Below are 17,542 nucleotides of genomic sequence, written 5' to 3'. Positions count from 1 at the left end.
GCCCCACGCAGCGCCGAGGGCCGCCGCCATCGGGGCGTTGCCCCGCAGCTCCAGGCCCGCCCCGAAGACGTCGAAGCCCAGCACCGACAGGCTCGCGTCCGCCTTCACCCGGGTCGCCAGCACCAGCAGCGGCAGGGCCACGGCGGTCGCCACCCCCAGGGCCACGGCGCAGCGCGCGGCGAACGCCGTCACCCCCGGCCCGTCCCGCGGCGTGCGGACCGCGGTGAGCACGCCGACGCACAGCATCATCAGCGCGCAGGCCACGGCCAGCAGCCACACCAGCCCGTCGAGCTCCGCCAGCCGCCCCAGCGTGACCGGCTCGTCGGCCCGCGCGCTGAGCAGCTCGTCCAGCGGCGAGGGCAGCACCTTGACGAGCGCGCCGCTGGCAGTGCCGCGCCAGGAGACGAGCAGCCCCAGCGGCACGGCGATGAAGGCCCCGTTGGGCGCCCCGAGCAGCGCCGCCCCCAGGACGCGCCGGGGGGCGTCGTCCCCGGCGGCCGCGTACGCCGCGGCGGCCAGGCCCGCCGCCACCGCGAGCACCAGGACCGCGCACAGCGCCGACACCGCGGGCCGCACCCCGCGGTGCAGCGCCTGCCAGCCGCGGGGGAGCGGCGCGCGGCGCGCGCCCAGCACCGCGATCAGCAGGACGCCCAGGACCCAGGCCGCGCCGCCGAGCAGCGAGGGCCCGGTCCGGACGCTGAAGCCGACGGCCGCCTTGGCGTCGGCCAGGCCGGTGAGCCGGTCCGGCAGCCCGCCCGCGATCTCCCCGATGTCGCCGATCCCCGGGATGTCCAGCTTCGGGCCGCCTCCGCCCCCGCTTCCGAGGCCCAGGCCGCTCCCGTCGAAGGTGATCGAGTCCTCACCGGCCCAGGCGAGGCCGGCGAGGAGCAGGAGGAACAGGACGGCCACCGAGGCGGCCCGTACGGCGAGTTCTCCGGCACCGATCACGGCACCGGCCCGGCGCAACGACCGCGCAAAGATCATTCCCAGCAGGAGGGCGCCCGCGAGGCTCACTCCCAGTGGCGCGATATCGATGGCGGTGTGCGCCCCGGCGCCCTTCAGCCCGAATGCTTCGATATCGCCCGAAGGCATGAGGGATCCCCCCACGGCCAGCACGACGGCCGCCGCCGTCATCGGCCCGAGCGCGCCCGCGGCGTCCGCGCCCAGCAGGTGCAGCCCCAGCGCCGCGATCCCGGCCATGGCGAGAAAAGACCAGCTCACAGCGGCAATGGAAGTCAGCAGCAGCTCCGCCGGACGCACCCCGCGCCCGCCCCCGTCCATGCTCATCACGGCCCCCCGTGCCGGTCCGGAACCTGGCTGTTGCCCGGATGCGCATGATCCGTACATATCCGTGGCGGTAACCACTCTCCGGGCGTGTTTCGGCGGCGTCAACGGCGCCTGTTACACGCTCGCGGCAATCCCCGACTTTCGGTCCGGGGACTGTGCCTGAAATAGTTCCTCCCGATGTTCGCCATCCCTAGACTCCCCTTGCAGGGGGCTCATCGGGGGACAAGTAGTGGGGCATGGAGTGCCGGAACTCGTACTGGAATTGAATGGACAGACCTGGACGCTCGATCCGTCCAGGTCCTACACCCTCGGGCGGGATCCGCAGGGTGACATGGTGCTGCAGGACGCGCGCGTCTCGTGGCGGCACGCCACCGTACGGTGGGAGGGCCGCAGCTGGGTCATCGAGGACCACGGCAGCACCAACGGCACGTACGTGCAGGGTCAGCGGATCCACCACACGGAGATCGGCCCCGGCTCGACGGTGCACCTGGGCAACGCGACGGACGGCCCGCGGCTGAGCCTGACCGCGGGCGCCGCGGGCGCCGGGGTCGGAGCCCCGGCCGCGGACCTCTACAGCGCGCAGACGGCCATGGCCGCGCCGCTGCAGCAGCAGGCCCCGCCGCAGCAGCCGCAGCAGTACCAGCAGCCCGGCGCCTGGCCGCAGCAGGGGCAGTACCAGCAGCCCCAGCAGCCGCAGCAGGGCGGCTGGCAGCAGCAGCCCCAGCAGGCCTACGTCCCCCAGCAGCCGGGCCCCGGCGGCCACCAGCCCCCGCCGCACGGCGGCGCGCCCTCGCAGGGCGGCGCCCCGCCCGTCTACGGCGACCGCAGCCCGACGAGCTTCCACCAGATGGCCGTCGGCCGCGGCACGATGCGCATCGGCCGTGCCCTGGAGAACGACCTGGTCGTCTCCGACCTCCAGGTCTCCCGGCACCACGCCGAGTTCCGCGCCACCGGCGACGGCCGGTTCGAGATCGTCGACCTCGGCAGCCACAACGGCACCTACGTCAACGGTCAGCCGGTCCGCCAGCAGGTCATCGGCCCCAACGACATCGTCGGCGTCGGTCACTCCACCTTCCGCCTGGTCGGCGACCGGCTGGAGGAGTTCGTCGACACCGGCGACGTCTCCTTCTCCGCGCGCCACCTGACGGTCACCGTCGACGGCGGCAAGCAGATCCTCAAGGACGTCTCCTTCGGCGTCCCGGAGAAGTCCCTCATCGCCGTCATCGGCCCCTCGGGCTCCGGCAAGTCCACCCTCCTCAAGGCGCTGACCGGCTACCGGCCCGCCAACCAGGGCGACGTCCTCTACGACAACCGGAACCTCTACAAGCAGTTCGCCGAGCTGCGCCAGCGCATCGGTCTGGTCCCGCAGGACGACATCCTGCACAAGGAGCTCACCGTCCGGAAGGCGCTGCGCTACGCCGCCAAGCTGCGCTTCCCCGGCGACACCGCGGCCTCCGAGCGCGAGGCCCGCATCGACGAGGTGCTGCGCGAGCTCAAGCTCGACATCCACAAGGACAAGAAGGTCACCGCCCTCTCCGGCGGCCAGCGCAAGCGCGTCTCGGTCGCCCTGGAGCTGCTGACCAAGCCCTCGCTGATCTTCCTGGACGAGCCCACCTCCGGCCTCGACCCGGGCATGGACCGCGACGTCATGCAGCTGCTGCGCGGCCTCGCCGACGACGGCCGCACCGTCCTCGTGGTCACCCACTCCGTCGCCGAGCTGGCGCTCTGCGACAAGCTGCTCGTCATGGCCCCCGGCGGCTCCGTGGCCTACTTCGGCCCGCCCGAGGAGGCGCTGAACTTCTTCGGCTACGAGACCTGGGCCGACGTCTTCTCCGCCTTCGAGAACTACCGCGACTACGACTGGTCGGGCCGCTGGCGCGGCTCCCAGCACTACCAGATGTACGCGGCCGACATCGACGCCGTCGCCCCGCAGTCCGTGCACGTCCAGCCGCAGATGGTGCGCCCGCCGAAGGCCCAGAGCTGGGGCTCCCAGCTGTGGACGCTGATGCGCCGCTACGCCTCCGTCATCGCCTCGGACCGCGGCTTCATGGCACTGATGCTGATCCTCCCGGCCGTCCTCGGCGGCGTGAGCACGGTGATCCCGTCCGACTACGGCCTCGGGCCCGCGGCCAAGGGCCACTTCAACCAGGACGCCGGCACGATCATGCTGATCCTCGCGGTCGGCATGTGCTTCTCCGGAGCCGCCAACTCCGTCCGTGAGCTGATCAAGGAACGGGTCATCTACGAACGGGAGCGGGCCGTCGGCCTGTCCCGCTCGGCCTACCTGATGTCCAAGGTGGTCGTCCTCGGCCTGATCACCGCCGTGCAGGCCGTCCTGATCTGCGCCATCGGCTTCTCGACGCGCAAGCTGCCGGAGCAGGGCCTGATCGTCAAGGCGGCGCCCGCCGTCGAGCTCTGCCTGGTGATCATCGCCCTGGGCTTCACCTGCATGATGATCGGCCTCGTCATCTCCTCGCTGGTGAAGACCGCCGAGAAGACCATGCCGCTGCTGGTGATGTTCGCGATCGTCCAGGTCGTCTTCACCGGCATCCTGTTCAAGGTCTTCGACTCGCCGGGCGTCGAGCAGGTCGCCTGGCTGATGCCGGCCCGCTGGGCCATCGCCGGCGCCGGCACCACGCTGGACCTCTCGCACGTCATGGCCCCCTTCGACAAGACCCGGCCCCCCAAGCTCGACCCGCTCTGGGAGCACACCGCCACCCAGTGGGGCATCGACATCGTGGCCCTCGTCGTCATCGGCGTCGCCTGTGGATTCGCAGTCGCACGTTTGCTTCGCCGTCACGAGCCGGAGGTCATGCGCAAGTAGTCGCGCGCCTCGTTACGTAAACGCCGAAGGGCGGCACCCACGTGGGTGCCGCCCTTCGGCGTTATTGCTGTCCGTGCTCGCGGCCCTTAGTAGGCGGAGTTCACGTTGTCCATCGAGCCGTACACCTTGGCCGCGTAGTTGCAGGCGGCGGTGATGTTGGCGACCGGGTCGTAGATGTCCCAGGAGGTGCCCTCGACGTGGTACGCCTTGAAGGTCGGGTCGATCACCTGGAGCAGGCCCTTGGAGGGGATGCCCTTGGCGGCGTTGGAGTCCCACAGGTTGATGGCGCGCGGGTTGCCCGTCGACTCCCGCATGATGTTGCGGTAGATGCCGTTGTACGAGCCCGGGATGCCCTTGGCCTTCATGATGTCCAGGGCTTCCTTGATCCAGCCGTCGAGGTTGTTGGCGTAGACCTTGGGGGCCGGGGCCGCGGGGGCGGCCTGGACCGGCTTGCGCTCGGCCGAGCGGCTCGCGGCCTCCTTCTCGGCGCGCTCCTTGTCGGCCTTCGCCTTCGCGTCGGCGTCCGCCTTCTTCTTGGCCTCGGCCTGCGCCTTCGCCGCCTGGGCGGCGGTCTCCGCCTGCTTGCCGATGTGCGCCTGCTGGTCCTGGGTGCCGAAGTCCTCGGCGCTCCAGGCGACCGGCTTCACGGCGATGGACTGCTTGTCCGGGCCGGCCGCGTCCGAGCCCGGGAGCGCGGCGACCGCGAGGGCGGCGACGGCCGCGGCGGAGACGCCGGCGGCGGTGAACTTCTGGACCTTCGTCAGGCGGCTATAGCCAGAGATGGGGGAGCGCATGCTGGGCTGAACCTCTTCTTCTCGCGTCAAGTCGCAATGGCCCGGATCGGCGCGAAAAAGCGCCGCGTCACGATCGACGGCGCCTTGCGACGGGGGCAATTCTTAGCGGGCGCAAAAAGGTGTGGCAAAGGTGTGACGTACTATCCCGCTTCGTTGCGAAGGGGGCTGCGGGGAGGGGCGCGACGAAGGTCAAAAGGGCCCCTGCCACCCGCTTACGCCGGATTTATCTGTCCACTAGGCGAGGTCGTAGGTGATGTGCGTCCTATGCGCGGCGTCACACCGGGCGAGGCCCCGCATCGCCCGGTGTGCCTGCGTCCGCACGCAGCGTGGCGCTCCGTCACGCTACTCGCAGGTCGCCCGCCGGCCGGCCGCTCAGACCTCGACCAGCACCTGGTCCAGGCTCTTGCGCACCAGGTCCGGCACCTGGCAGTCGTCCGCCGGATAACCGACCGGGATCACCGCGAAGGCCTTCTCGTTCACCGGCCGCCCCAGCACCTCCGACAGGAACCGCATGGGGCTCGGCGTGTGCACCAGTGCCGCGAGCCCCGACAGGTGCAGCGCCGACAGCAGCATCCCGACCGCGATGCCGACCGACTCGTCCACGTAGTAGTGCTTGCGCCGCTCCCCGCCCTCGCCCAGCCAGTACCGCTGCTGGAAGACCACGATCAGCGCGGGCGCGTCCGTCAGGTGCGGCTTCACCTCGTCCGTGCCCAGCGGCCGCAGCGCCGCGAGCCACTCCTCGCCCAGCCGCCCCGCGTACGACAGCTGCTCCTCCTCCTCGGCGGCCGCACGGATCCGCCGCCGCACCGCCGGGTCCTTCACCAGGACGAAGGTCCAGGGCTGCTGGTGCGCCCCCGAGGGCGCGGTGGCCGCGCACGCGATCGCGTCGCGCACCACCTGCTCCGGCACCGGGTCCGGCGAGAACTGCCGCACGGTCCGGCGCCGCTCCATGCGCTCGCGCAGGTCGCTCGCGCGGACGAGGGACTCGGCGGCGGGCACGCGCTCGGGCCGGTAGGGCACGGGCCGGTAGGGATCGCCGTGGGTGGGTGTCCACCTGGTTGGTATAGACATGAGGGGTACATGCCCACCGGTCGGCCGCGGGCAACCGCGGGCGCGGCCCGACCCCCGGCCTAGGGCTTGGGGACCAGGCGCGGCCGACGGCAGCCCGATCCCGGGCCCCGGGGGCCTCGATACCGTAAGGGTCATGACCACCGGCCCCCGCTCCGGCCTCACGGCCGTGAGCACCGCACTCCTCGCCATGAGCAGACACCTGCAGGTGCACGACGTCCTCAAGACGATCGTCGTCTCCGCACGGGAGCTGCTGGACGCCCGGTACGCGGCCCTCGGCGTCCCCGACGACCACGGCGGCTTCGCCCAGTTCGTCGTCGACGGCGTCAGCGACGAGCAGTGGAAGGCCATCGGCCCGCTGCCCCGCCAGCACGGCGTGCTCGCCGCGATGATCCAGCAGGCCACGCCCGAGCGCCTCGCCGACGTCCGCGCCGACCCGCGCTTCGGCGGCTGGCCGGCCGCCCACCCCAACATGCGCGACTTCATCGGCATGCCCGTGGCCGACGGCGACGAGATCCTCGGCGCCCTCTTCCTCGCCAACAAGAAGCGGCCCGACCGCGCCGGCGAGCCGCCCTGCGGCCTCCAGGAGGCGGAACCCACCTGCGGCTTCACCGAGGAGGACGAGGAGCTGCTGAGCGTCCTGGCCCAGCACGCGGCCATCGCCCTCACCAACGCCCGCCTCTACGAGCGCAGCCGCGAGCTGACCATCGCCGAGGAGCGCGCCCGCCTCTCCCACGAGCTGCACGACGCCGTCGCCCAGAAGCTCTTCTCGCTGCGCCTGACCGCCCAGGCCGCCGCCGCGCTCGTCGACCGCGACCCGGCCCGCGCCAAGGAGGAGCTCCACGAGGCCGCCAGGCTCGCCGCCGAGGCCACCGACGAGCTGCGCGCCGCCGTCGTCGAGCTGCGGCCCGCGGGGCTGGACGAGGACGGCCTCGTGGCCACCCTGCGCACCCAGGTCCAGGTCCTCGACCGCGCCCACACCGCCAAGGTCACCTTCGCCTCGCACGGCATACGGGCCCTGCCGGCCTCCCAGGAGGAGGCGCTGCTGCGCGTCGCCCAGGAGGCCCTGCACAACGCCCTGCGCCACTCCGGGGCGCACCACGTCCAGGTCACCCTCACCCGGGTGGGGCAGGGCGCGGCGCTGTGCGTGGCGGACGACGGCTGCGGCTTCGAGCCCGAGGCCGTCCGCCGGGCCGGCCGCCACCTGGGCCTCGTGTCGATGCGCGACCGCGCGAGCGGCGTCGGCGGCAGTCTGACCGTTACCTCGGAGCCCGGCATGGGCACCGCGATCGAGATGGAGGTGCCCGGTGGCTGAGGACGTGATCCGCGTGGTGCTCGTGGACGACCACCAGGTGGTCCGCAGGGGCCTGCGGACCTTCCTGGAGGTCCAGGACGACATCGAGGTCGTGGGGGAGGCCGCGGACGGCGCCGAGGGCGTCGAGCGCACCGAGGAGCTGCGCCCGGACGTCGTCCTCATGGACGTGAAGATGCCCGGCATGGACGGCATCGAGGCGCTGCGCCGGCTGCGGGAGCTGGAGAACCCCGCGCGGGTGCTGATCGTCACCAGCTTCACCGAGCAGCGCACGGTCGTCCCCGCCCTGCGCGCGGGCGCGGCGGGCTACGTCTACAAGGACGTGGATCCCGACGCCCTCGCGGGGGCGATCCGCTCGGTGCACGCGGGGCACGTCCTGCTGCAGCCCGAGGTGGCCGGGGCGCTGCTCTCGCAGGACGAGCCCGGCAGCGGCCAGGGGCGGGGCAACGCGCTCACCGAGCGGGAGCGGGAGGTGCTGGCGCTGATCGCGGACGGCCGGTCCAACCGGGAGATCGCCCGGGCGCTGGTGCTGTCGGAGAAGACCGTCAAGACCCACGTGTCGAACATCTTGATGAAGCTGGACCTCGCCGACCGTACCCAGGCGGCCCTGTGGGCCGTCCGACATGGGATCGGAGCCTGACCGGAGGACGGCTCCGGCAAAGCGGAACGTCACGTTCTGATCAGAGATTCATACGACCGTGTGGCTGTCGGCCCGGCCCCGCAACCCGAATGGCCGCAGCCCGTTCTCCATGGCGTACCGCGGCGGCTGGCCGTGGCAACGCCCTAGGAAGGTCATAAGAAGAGTGAAGAACATGAAGAAGGCCGCAGTCCTCACCATCGCTGCCGGCGGTCTCGCCATCGCCGGTGCGGGTGCTGCTTCCGCGCACGAGGCCGACGGCAAGGCGGTCAACTCCCCGGGTGTCGTCGCGGGCAACGTCGTCCAGGTGCCCGTGCACGTCCCCGTGAACGTCTGCGGCAACACCGTCAACGTGGTCGGCGTGCTCAACCCCGCCGCCGGAAACTTCTGCATCAACAAGTAAGTCCGGTCCCTCCCGCCTGTCCGGTGGTGCCCGGCATAGCCGGGCAGGTGCGGGCGAGCAATCGTCCGAACGAGGGCAACACCGCCGATGGCCGTGCCGTCGGCGGTGCGCTGGCGTTCATCACTACGCGACCCCGCGGCTGGGGCCGCTGAGAACGTCAGCAGAAGGAAGACCCTCCATGAACAGTGCCAAGAAAGCAGCCCTCGCTCTGGCGGTCACGGGGCTCGCCGTCGGTTCCAGTGCGGCCGTCGCATCCGCGCACGACCACGGTGGCCGTCAGGTGCACGAGCACCGCCACCACCCCGGGGGCGCCATCGCCAGCGGTGTCGCCAAGGGCTCGCCGGGCGTCATCTCCGGCAACGTCATCCAGGTGCCGATCCAGATCCCGCTGAACATCTGCGGCAACAGCATCGACCTCGTCGGCCTGCTCAACCCGACGTTCGGGAACACCTGCGTCATCCAGAGCGGCTGGGACGAGTTCCACAGCCACCGCGAGAGCCACCACCACGGCGGCCACCACGGCGGCCACTGGGGCGGCGGGCACGACAAGCACGGCCACGACGGGGGCCACTGGGGTCACGACGACCACGACGACCACGACGACTGACCGTGCCGACGCACCGGAAGGGCCCCGCGGACCTCAGGGACCGCGGGGCCCTTCCCGCGCGGCCCCGGCCACCGCCTCAGGGCCGCTTCCGGGCCCGCTCCTCGACGATCGCGTTGTACGCGGCCACCTGGGCCCGCCGCGCCGTCCGCTCCACCGGCCGCAGCGCCTGCGCCCGCGCCGCTATCTCCGACGCGCTCACCGCCGCCCCGTGCTCCCGGCCGCCGCCGTCCCCCGGCTCCCGGGCGATCGCGATCAGCGCTCCCACGCGCTGCGCCAGCTCCAGCACCCGCACCGCCCGCGGCGGATACCCCGGCGCCAGCACCTCCTGGCCGCGCTCGGCCCGCGCCCGGTACGCCTCCAGCGCCGCCTGCGCCACCGGCCCCGACCCCGCCACGTCCAGCCGGGTGAGCACCTCCGTGGCCTCCCGCAGCGCCTCCGCGAGCTCCCGCTCGGCCTCCCCGAGCGAGGGCACGTCCGCCGGATGGGCGTCCCGCGCGGGCAGGCAGTGCCAGACGACCTCGACGTGCAGATCGCCCTCCGGCCCGGCCTCGTGCACCTCCGGCACGAGCCCCAGCGCGGCCCCCGAGGCGAGCACCGCCTCCCCGGCCTCCAGGGCGCGGGCGTTGAACTCCGGAGGGCCGCTCAGGCCCAGCGGGTGCCCGGGCGCCGGCAGCGCGAGGCGCAGCCCCGTGGCCCCGAGGGCCCGCAGCCGGCCGAGCGCGAGCGTCAGGCCGACGGGCCCGGATTCACCGGGAAGGCCCACGACACGGTGGACAACGTCATCTCCGGTGATGTGGTGCGCGGCGTCATCAGGTGCGGCAAACCCCGCAATAAGGGCATTTCCCCACGCGGTGAGCCGTCCTGAGCGATGTTCATCGAGCATGGCCACCAGCCTAAGGACTGGCGCCCCCGGCGGGTGGCGTAGGTTTTCCCTGGGGGCTGCGCTTACCGGCGCCGCGACGACGAGACTGCAATGGGAGACAACGCGCTCATGAGCGAAGTGCTGGAACTGGTGGACGTATCCGTGGTCCGCGAGGGCCGGGCTCTGGTGGACCAGGTCTCCTGGTCGGTCAAGGAGGGGGAGCGCTGGGTCATCCTCGGCCCCAACGGCGCCGGCAAGACCACCCTCCTGAATGTCGCCTCCAGCTACCTCTTCCCGACCACGGGCACGGTCAAGGTCCTGGGCGAGAAGCTCGGCTCCGTGGACGTCTTCGAGCTGCGCCCGCGCATCGGCGTGGCGGGCATCGCCCTGGCCGACAAGCTGCCGCGCAGCCAGACGGTCCTGCAGACCGTCCTCACCGCCGCCTACGGCATGACGGCCACGTGGCAGGAGAACTACGAGGAGGTCGACGAGCAGCGCGCCCGCGCCTTCCTCGACGTCCTCGGCATGACGGAGCTGCTGGACCGCAAGTTCGGCACCCTCTCGGAAGGCGAGCGCAAGCGCACCCTCATCGCCCGCGCGATGATGACCGACCCCGAGCTGCTGCTCCTCGACGAGCCCGCCGCGGGCCTCGACCTCGGCGGCCGCGAGGACCTCGTCCGCCGGCTCGGCCGGCTCGCCCGCGACCCGCTCGCCCCCTCGATGATCATGGTCACGCACCACGTCGAGGAGATCCCCGCCGGCTTCACCCACGTCCTGATGATCCGCCAGGGCAAGGTGCTGGCCGCCGGCCCCGTCGAGCTGGAGCTCACCTCCCGCAACCTCTCGCACTGCTTCGGCCTCCCGCTGGTCGTCGAGCGCAGGGGCGACCGCTGGACGGCCCAGGGCCTGCCGCTCTCCTGACGCCGTGCCGGTACGGGGCGCCCCGCCGCGGGCGCCCTGTCCCGGGACGGCCGCCCCGCCTACCATGACCTTGTGGACACATGGGTGTGGTGGCTGGTGGCCGCCGTCGGACTGGGCATCCCCCTGGTCGTGACCGCGATGCCCGAATTCGGCATGCTCGCGGCCGGCGCCGTCGCCGCCGCCGTGACCAACGCGCTCGGCGCGGGCACCGTGGCACAGTTCGTCGTCTTCGCGGCCGTCTCGGTCGCTCTCATCGCCGTCGTCCGCACCATCGCCACGCGGCAGCGCACCCAGCGGCCCGCCCTGGCGAGCGGCGTGGAGGCCCTCAAGGGCCGGCAGGCCGTCGTCCTCGAACGGGTCGACGGCCGCGGCGGCCGCATCAAGCTCGCGGGCGAGACCTGGTCCGCGCGCGCCCTCGACGCCGACCGCGTCTTCGAGGCCGGCGAGCAGGTCGACGTCGTCGAGATCGAGGGCGCGACGGCCGTGGTCATGTGACGCCCGATCCGAGCCCGCTCCGCATCCGATCCGCACCCGATCCGCATCCGATCAGAAGCGGCTCCCGTGAAGTGGCGTCAACGCCTGCACGGCGGTGCCGCGTTCTGAAAGACTCGAACTGGATCAGTCCGGTCCACCCGATCAACGACCAGAGGCACGGGGAGCCCCGATGGAACCGATCATCATCGTCCTGATCATCTTGGTGGTGCTCGTCTTCATCGCCCTCATGAAGACGGTGCAGGTGATCCCGCAGGCCAGCGCCGCCATCGTGGAGCGCTTCGGCCGCTACACCCGCACCCTCAACGCCGGCCTGAACATCGTCGTCCCCTTCATCGACTCCATCCGCAACCGCATCGACCTCCGCGAGCAGGTCGTGCCGTTCCCCCCGCAGCCGGTCATCACCCAGGACAACCTCGTCGTCAACATCGACACCGTCATCTACTACCAGGTGACCGACGCCCGCGCCGCCACGTACGAGGTCTCCAGCTTCATCCAGGCCATCGAGCAGCTCACCGTCACCACCCTGCGCAACATCATCGGCGGCATGGACCTGGAGCGGACCCTCACCTCCCGCGAGGAGATCAACGCCGCGCTGCGCGGCGTCCTCGACGAGGCCACCGGCAAGTGGGGCATCCGCGTCAACCGCGTCGAGCTCAAGGCCATCGAGCCCCCGACCTCCATCCAGGACTCGATGGAGAAGCAGATGCGCGCCGACCGTGACAAGCGCGCCGCGATCCTCACCGCCGAGGGCATCCGCCAGTCGCAGATCCTCACCGCCGAGGGCGAGAAGCAGTCCGCCATCCTGCGCGCAGAGGGCGAGGCCCGCGCCGCCGCCCTGCGCGCCGAAGGCGAGGCCCAGGCCATCCGTACGGTCTTCGAGTCCATCCACGCCGGCGACGCCGACGAGAAGCTGCTCGCCTACCAGTACCTCCAGATGCTCCCGAAGATCGCCGAGGGCGACGCCAACAAGCTCTGGATCGTCCCCAGCGAGATCGGCGACGCCCTCAAGGGCCTCAGCGGCGCCGTCGGCAGCCTCAACCCCACGAGCGGCGCGCCCAAGACGCGCAAGGACTCCCCGCGCCGCGAGCAGCCCGGCATCGACTGACGCCCCGTCCGGGGCCGCCGGCCGTCCTCGACCGGCAACCGCTCTCTCCTGCATGATCAGCGAGGCCCCCCGACCTCTCACGGCGGGGAGGCGACAAACGGATCATGAAGGAGATGGCCTTGTCCATCTGGGAAGCACTCGCGGTCTTCGCCGCCGGCATCGGCGCCGGAACCATCAACACCATCGTCGGCTCCGGCACCCTGTTCACCTTTCCGGTGCTCCTCGCCATCGGCCTGCCACCGGTGACCGCCAACGTCTCCAACACCATCGGCCTGGTCACCGGCAACATCAGCGGGGCCGTCGGCTACCGGCGCGAACTGCGCGGCCAGGGCGCCCGGGCCGTCCGGCTCGGCCTCACCGCACTCGCCGGCGGCCTCGCCGGGGCCGTCCTGCTGCTCGCCCTGCCGTCCAAGGCGTTCGACGCGATCGTGCCCGCCCTCATCGGCATCGCCCTCGTCCTCGTCGTCCTCCAGCCCCGGCTCGCCAAGGCGCTGGCCCGCCGCCGCGAACGCAACGGCACCGAAGCCGGCGCCCACCCCGACGGCGGAATCGCCCTCCTCGTGGGCCTGCTCCTCGCCAGCGCCTACGGCGGCTACTTCGGCGCGGCCCAAGGAGTGCTCTACCTCTCCCTGATGGGCCTGCTGCTCCGCGAGGAGCTCCAGCGCATCAACGCCCTCAAGAACGTCCTGGCCGTCGTCGTCAACGGCGTCGCCGCCCTGTTCTTCGTCCTCGTCGCCCACGTCGACTGGACCGCCGCCCTCCTCATCGCCGCCGGCTCCACGCTCGGCGGCCAGATAGGAGCCAAGGTGGGCCGCCGCCTGTCACCGACGGCGATGCGCGGCGTCATCGTCGTGGTGGGCGTCGTGGCCATCGTGCAGATGCTGCTGCGCTAGAACGAGGCTGGCGCGGCCGGTGCTGACGGCGCGGACAGCCGGCGCCCTAGGACGCGGCCCTGCGGTACGCGACGGCGGCGTACGCTCCCGACGCCAGCAGCAGCGACTCCGCCGGAGTGGGCTCGAACGGCAGGTTCAGCAGCGGCATCCCCGCCTGCTCCGGCGTCCGGTCCGCCTTGCGGTGGTTGTCCTCCGCACACGCAGCGACCGTATTGAGCCAGCTGTCCTCGCCCCCGCGGGACCGCGGCACCACATGGTCCACCGTCGTGGCCCGCCGCCCGCAGTACGCGCACCGGTGGCGGTCCCGCACCAGCACCCCCCGCCGCGACCAGGGCGCCCGTCTTCGGAACGGCACCCGTACGTACCGGCAGAGCCGGATCACCTGCGGCGCGGGCACGTCGACCGCGGGGCCCCGCACCCGGCGCCCCGGGCGGGCCTGCTCGACCACGGCCTTGCCCTGCAGCACGAGCACCACCGCCCGCCGCAGCGACACCGTCGCCAGCGGCTCGAAGCTCGCATTGAGGACCAACGTCTCCCGCATCCCGGCCACCTCCCGGCTCTCCCCGCCCCAGCGGCGAGGTGGCTCAACTGTGCCGTCGGCCCCGCGTACGGGACAACGCAATTTCCCAGCTCAGAAGGGGAGTTGAGGAAGCAGGGGAGGGGATGAGGGTGCGTGAAGAGGGGGCAGCGCTCCGGGCCCTTCCCCCGTAACGAACACGGGCCCGGAGCGATGGCAGCGGACGCGGTCGCCCGGCACGCAGCCCGGCTCCGGCAGACCGCGGACGCAACTGCGCCCCGCCGCCCCCGCCACTGCGGTGTCCACTGCCCGACGGCCATGCGGGACCGTCAGCCATGCACCACTGTGCGGTTCAAGGGCGGCGGGGCGCAACGGAATTTCAGCCCGCGGCCGGCACCTCGTACTCACCGATCAGCTGGGCCCGCCCCAGCGCGTGGAAGCGCAGGTGGAAACCCACCACGGCCGGCGACGCGTCCGCGTCCGGGCCGAGCTTCTCCCGGTCCACGGCGTACACCGTGAACACATAGCGGTGCGGCCCGTCGCCCGCCGGCGGAGCGGCACCGCCGAAGTCCCGGGTGCCGTAGTCGTTGCGCGCGTGCACCACGCCCGCTGGCAGCCCCTTCATGTCCCCGCTGCCCGCACCCGCCGGCAGCTCCGTCACCGACGCCGGGATGTCGAACAGCACCCAGTGCCAGAACCCGCTGCCCGTCGGCGCGTCCGGGTCGTAACACGTCACCGCGAAACTCTTCGTGCCCTCGGGGAAACCCTCCCACCGCAGGTGCGGCGACGTGTTCCCACCGCTGTGGACCTGACCCTCGCCGAGCGTCCCACCATCCGTCAGATCCTCGCTCACCACCGTGAACGACGACACCGGCGGGTGGAAATCGTGGGGGAGCGGCCGTCGCTTCTGCTCGGACACCTGTGGCCTCCTGTGACGCACGGAATGCTGCGGAACACTGAACGGCGCCAGCCTAACGAGCCCTCAGGCGCTCCGGCTGAGACCATACGAAGCGTGCTTCGACAGTTTGGCCCCATCGGACGACCGGCCGGCCGTGCCCTGCGCACCCTGACCGTCCTCCTCGCCGCCCTCCCCCTGCTCCTCCTGCCCGCCTGCTCCTCCTCCGACGGCACCAGCAAGAAGGGCGGAGGCGGCGGGGCCTCGACCGCCGCGCCACCCGCACCCTCGTGGGCCCACGGCATGAAGACCGTCTCGCGGGACAAGCTGCCGCCCGAGGCCCGCAAAACCCTCGACCTCATCGACAAGGGCGGGCCCTTCCCGTACGAGAAGGACGGCACCGTCTTCGGCAACTACGAGAACCGGCTGCCCAAGCAGGCCCGCGGCTACTACCACGAGTACACCGTCCCCACCCCCGGCTCCCGCAACCGCGGCGCCCGCCGCATCATCGCCGGCAGCCACGCCGAGCGCTACTACACCAGCGACCACTACGAGACCTTCGAAGCGGTGGTACAGCCATGACCGACCTGCTGCCCGCCCCCGGACTCACCGGGCTCCTCCTCGGCACGACCCCGCCGGGCGTCTACCGGCTGCCCCCCGCCGACACCGCCCCCCGCGTCATGGCGCTCGCCGCCGAGGCCGACTGGCGGGGGGCCACCCTGCACCTCGACGGGGTGACCACCAAAACCGCCTTCATGGACCGGTGCGCCACCGACCTCGAACTCCCCGACTGGTTCGGCCGCAACTGGGACGCCCTCGCCGACTGCCTCACCGACCTCTCGTGGTGGCGGGAGGAAGGCAAGGCACGCGGCTTCCTGCTGCTCGCCGAGGAGTGGACGGCCTTCAGGAAGGCGGCACCACGGGAGGCCCGCACGGCCGAGGCCGTCCTCGCCGACGCCGTCGACTACTGGGCCGACGCGGAGACGCCGCTGGCGGTGCTCCTGGGGTGAGCGGCGCTCCTGGGGTGAGCGGCGCTCCTGGGGTGAACCGGCTCAGAACCAGTTGCGCCGGCCGCCGACCTCCGCCAGCCACTGGTTGAGGTAGGCCGCCCAGTCCGTCTGCCCGTACGCGTGCAGGTCCACCGTGAACGACCGGTACGTGTCGCTGCCCTCGCTGAACAGCCCCGGCTTCTTGTCCATCTCCAGCACGACGTCCATCTCACGGTCGTCCGCGACGAACGACAGCTCGACCTCGTTCAGCCCCCGGTACTGCGCCGGAGCCCGGAACTCGATCTCCTGGTAGAAGGGCAGCCGCTGCCGCGTCCCGCGGATGTGGCCGCGCTCCAGGTCCGCGCTCTTGAACGCGAAGCCCAGCTGCCCGAACGCGTCCAGGATCGCCTGCTGCGCCGGCAGCGGGTGCACGTTCACCGGATCGAGATCGCCGGAGTCGACGGCACGGGCGATGGCCAGGTGCGTCGTCACCCCGACGTTCATGCCCGTCAGGTGCCGGCCGAGGAAGGTGGTGACCGGCGTCTCCCACGGGATCTCCAGACCGAACGGCACCGTGTGCACCGCCCCGGCCTGCACCTCGAACGCACCGCCCAGCTGGACGCGCGTGAACTCGACGTCCTGCTTGTACTCGCTGTCGTCGCCCTCGACCTCGACGCGGGCCTGCAGCCCGACGGACAGCCCCTGGATCGCCTGGGCGACGGAGCCGCCCTGGATGCGCACCTCGCCCTGGACGATGCCGCCCGGGACGACGTTCTCCTCGAACAGCACCGTCTCCACCGACGCGCCCCCGGCGCCCAGGCTCGCCAGCAGCTTCTTGAACCCCATAGCCGCGACCTCTCCTCTTTCCGTTCCGGTCCGTTACGCTCGATCGGCATGATCGCCGCGCCTGACCGTATGCCAATCACCCGGGACTTCTTCGCCCGTCCCGTGCTCGAGGTCGCCCCCGAGCTGCTGGGCCGGACCCTCGTCCGCACGACCCCCGACGGACCGATCGAGGTCCGCATCACGGAGGTCGAGGCCTACGCGGGCGAGGCGGACCCCGGCTCGCACGCCTACCGCGGCCGGACCGAGCGCAACGCCTCGATGTTCGGACCGCCCGGGCACGCGTACGTGTACTTCATCTACGGCATGTGGTTCAGCCTCAACCTCGTCTGCGGGGAGGAGGGCACCGCGAGCGGCGTCCTCCTCAGGGCGGGCGAAGTGATCAAGGGCCAGGAGCTGGCCCGGGAGCGCCGCCCCAAGGCCCGCAAGGACCGCGAGCTGGCCCAGGGCCCCGCCCGGCTGGCCACGGCACTGAGTGTCGACCGAAGCCTGAACGGCACGGACATCTGCGCCGGCCCGGCGGCCCCGCTGTCCGTCCTCACCGGTCACCCCGTGCACCCGGACCGCATCCGCAACGGCCCGCGCACCGGAGTGGGCGGCGCGGGCGCGACCCACCCGTGGCGCTTCTGGGCGGACGGCGATCCGACGGTCAGCCCGTACCGCCCGCACGTTCCGCGGCACCGCGGAGGCGGGCGGCGGGGCGAGGGCACGACCGGCCGACAGGCCGGTGCTTGACTTCGGAGTGAGGAGGGCCTAACGTGGCCCGAGCCGCTTGAGACGGACGCGCTGTGTGCACGGACCGGTGGGCGGCACCACCACTACATCGAGGTCACCCCGGATCGGGGTCATATTTGCTGTGCCGAAATATGACACCAACCGGCTCGACCGGCTCGATTAGGAGCCGGGCGGGAAAGCCGCTAAAGTAGTGAACACCCCGCCGACGGGGATCGGAAAACGAATTTTGAGCCGGAAACGGCAAGGAAAACGATCTGATAGAGTCGGAAACACGAAATACCGAAGGGAAGCGCCCGGAGGAAAGCCCGAGAGGGTGAGTACGAAGGAAGCGTCCGTTCCTTGAGAACTCAACAGC

Annotated in this window: 19 protein-coding genes; 12 read left to right on the top strand and 7 right to left on the bottom strand. The window is 71.9% G+C overall.

Annotated features, from left to right (window positions below; all coding sequences use genetic code 11):
* The coding region (locus ACSNOH_RS23795; protein ID WP_436723465.1) for a streptophobe family protein at positions 1-1,287 on the bottom strand (1,287 nt) is incomplete at its 3' end.
* A 229-nt stretch (positions 1,288-1,516) separates the two neighbouring features.
* Between ACSNOH_RS23795 and ACSNOH_RS23790 the strand changes: the two genes are divergently transcribed.
* On the top strand, positions 1,517-4,111 hold the full coding sequence (locus ACSNOH_RS23790) for an FHA domain-containing protein (RefSeq protein ID WP_436723464.1): 2,595 nt from the start codon (positions 1,517-1,519) through the stop codon (positions 4,109-4,111).
* Positions 4,112-4,197: 86 nt separating this feature from the next.
* Here ACSNOH_RS23790 and ACSNOH_RS23785 read toward each other — a convergent pair whose 3' ends face one another.
* Positions 4,198-4,905 carry a transglycosylase SLT domain-containing protein gene (locus ACSNOH_RS23785; protein WP_436723463.1) on the bottom strand — a complete coding sequence of 236 codons (708 nt, stop codon included), beginning with the start codon at positions 4,903-4,905 and terminating at the stop codon, positions 4,198-4,200.
* 372 nt (positions 4,906-5,277) lie between these two features.
* A complete protein-coding gene (locus ACSNOH_RS23780) occupies positions 5,278-5,976 on the bottom strand; it encodes a nitroreductase family protein (RefSeq protein ID WP_436723462.1) in 699 nt (232 codons plus the stop codon).
* A 133-nt stretch (positions 5,977-6,109) separates the two neighbouring features.
* On the opposite strand from ACSNOH_RS23780, the gene ACSNOH_RS23775 reads away from it, so the two are divergent.
* The 4 genes from ACSNOH_RS23775 to ACSNOH_RS23760 all read left to right on the top strand — a co-directional run bounded on the left by ACSNOH_RS23775 (position 6,110) and on the right by ACSNOH_RS23760 (position 8,932).
* Positions 6,110-7,288, top strand: coding sequence for a GAF domain-containing sensor histidine kinase (locus ACSNOH_RS23775; protein ID WP_436723461.1), 1,179 nt, complete (start codon positions 6,110-6,112; stop codon positions 7,286-7,288).
* Positions 7,281-7,925, top strand: a complete 645-nt coding sequence (locus ACSNOH_RS23770) for a response regulator (RefSeq protein ID WP_436723460.1) — start codon at positions 7,281-7,283, stop codon at positions 7,923-7,925. The genes ACSNOH_RS23775 and ACSNOH_RS23770 overlap by 8 nt, the downstream gene beginning before the upstream one ends.
* A gap of 163 nt (positions 7,926-8,088) precedes the next feature.
* Positions 8,089-8,325 carry a chaplin gene (locus tag ACSNOH_RS23765; RefSeq protein WP_436723459.1) on the top strand — a complete coding sequence of 79 codons (237 nt, stop codon included), beginning with the start codon at positions 8,089-8,091 and terminating at the stop codon, positions 8,323-8,325.
* 178 nt (positions 8,326-8,503) lie between these two features.
* The gene (locus ACSNOH_RS23760) at positions 8,504-8,932 is read left to right on the top strand and encodes a chaplin (protein ID WP_436723458.1); all 429 of its coding nucleotides are present in this window, start codon (positions 8,504-8,506) and stop codon (positions 8,930-8,932) included.
* A gap of 76 nt (positions 8,933-9,008) precedes the next feature.
* Here ACSNOH_RS23760 and ACSNOH_RS23755 read toward each other — a convergent pair whose 3' ends face one another.
* Positions 9,009-9,815: a hypothetical protein gene (locus ACSNOH_RS23755; protein ID WP_436723457.1), complete on the bottom strand. Its 807-nt coding sequence runs from the start codon at positions 9,813-9,815 to the stop codon at positions 9,009-9,011.
* Between the two features lie 90 nt (positions 9,816-9,905).
* Here ACSNOH_RS23755 and ACSNOH_RS23750 point away from each other — a divergent pair, with 90 nt between their 5' ends.
* The 4 genes from ACSNOH_RS23750 to ACSNOH_RS23735 all read left to right on the top strand — a co-directional run bounded on the left by ACSNOH_RS23750 (position 9,906) and on the right by ACSNOH_RS23735 (position 13,208).
* Positions 9,906-10,715, top strand: coding sequence for an ABC transporter ATP-binding protein (locus ACSNOH_RS23750; protein ID WP_436723456.1), 810 nt, complete (start codon positions 9,906-9,908; stop codon positions 10,713-10,715).
* A gap of 84 nt (positions 10,716-10,799) precedes the next feature.
* Positions 10,800-11,210 (top strand): NfeD family protein, encoded by a 411-nt coding sequence (locus tag ACSNOH_RS23745; protein ID WP_436723466.1) that lies wholly within the window; start codon positions 10,800-10,802, stop codon positions 11,208-11,210.
* Positions 11,211-11,379: 169 nt separating this feature from the next.
* Positions 11,380-12,315, top strand: coding sequence for an SPFH domain-containing protein (locus tag ACSNOH_RS23740; protein ID WP_424892617.1), 936 nt, complete (start codon positions 11,380-11,382; stop codon positions 12,313-12,315).
* 119 nt (positions 12,316-12,434) lie between these two features.
* A complete protein-coding gene (locus tag ACSNOH_RS23735) occupies positions 12,435-13,208 on the top strand; it encodes a sulfite exporter TauE/SafE family protein (protein WP_436723455.1) in 774 nt (257 codons plus the stop codon).
* Between the two features lie 46 nt (positions 13,209-13,254).
* On the opposite strand, the gene ACSNOH_RS23730 is transcribed toward ACSNOH_RS23735, so the two are convergent.
* On the bottom strand, positions 13,255-13,749 hold the full coding sequence (locus ACSNOH_RS23730; RefSeq protein ID WP_436723454.1) for an HNH endonuclease: 495 nt from the start codon (positions 13,747-13,749) through the stop codon (positions 13,255-13,257).
* Positions 13,750-14,104: 355 nt separating this feature from the next.
* Entirely contained in the window at positions 14,105-14,644 is a 540-nt protein-coding gene (locus ACSNOH_RS23725) for a YbhB/YbcL family Raf kinase inhibitor-like protein (RefSeq protein ID WP_436723453.1), read from the bottom strand.
* A 93-nt stretch (positions 14,645-14,737) separates the two neighbouring features.
* Between ACSNOH_RS23725 and ACSNOH_RS23720 the strand changes: the two genes are divergently transcribed.
* Both ACSNOH_RS23720 and ACSNOH_RS23715 read left to right on the top strand, forming a co-directional pair.
* Positions 14,738-15,202, top strand: a complete 465-nt coding sequence (locus ACSNOH_RS23720; protein ID WP_436723452.1) for a ribonuclease domain-containing protein — start codon at positions 14,738-14,740, stop codon at positions 15,200-15,202.
* Positions 15,199-15,630 carry a barstar family protein gene (locus ACSNOH_RS23715; RefSeq protein ID WP_436723451.1) on the top strand — a complete coding sequence of 144 codons (432 nt, stop codon included), beginning with the start codon at positions 15,199-15,201 and terminating at the stop codon, positions 15,628-15,630. The genes ACSNOH_RS23720 and ACSNOH_RS23715 overlap by 4 nt, the downstream gene beginning before the upstream one ends.
* A gap of 42 nt (positions 15,631-15,672) precedes the next feature.
* On the opposite strand, the gene ACSNOH_RS23710 is transcribed toward ACSNOH_RS23715, so the two are convergent.
* On the bottom strand, positions 15,673-16,455 hold the full coding sequence (locus tag ACSNOH_RS23710; protein WP_436723450.1) for a sporulation protein: 783 nt from the start codon (positions 16,453-16,455) through the stop codon (positions 15,673-15,675).
* A 48-nt stretch (positions 16,456-16,503) separates the two neighbouring features.
* Between ACSNOH_RS23710 and ACSNOH_RS23705 the strand changes: the two genes are divergently transcribed.
* Positions 16,504-17,187 carry a DNA-3-methyladenine glycosylase gene (locus ACSNOH_RS23705; protein ID WP_436723449.1) on the top strand — a complete coding sequence of 228 codons (684 nt, stop codon included), beginning with the start codon at positions 16,504-16,506 and terminating at the stop codon, positions 17,185-17,187.
* The last annotated feature ends 355 nt before the right edge of the window (positions 17,188-17,542 follow it).

The organism is Streptomyces sp. URMC 127 (assembly GCF_051386535.1).
GTDB lineage: Bacteria > Actinomycetota > Actinomycetes > Streptomycetales > Streptomycetaceae > Streptomyces.
Note: the sequence above shows the minus strand (reverse complement) of the source record. Positions and strands in the feature narration are given on the sequence as shown.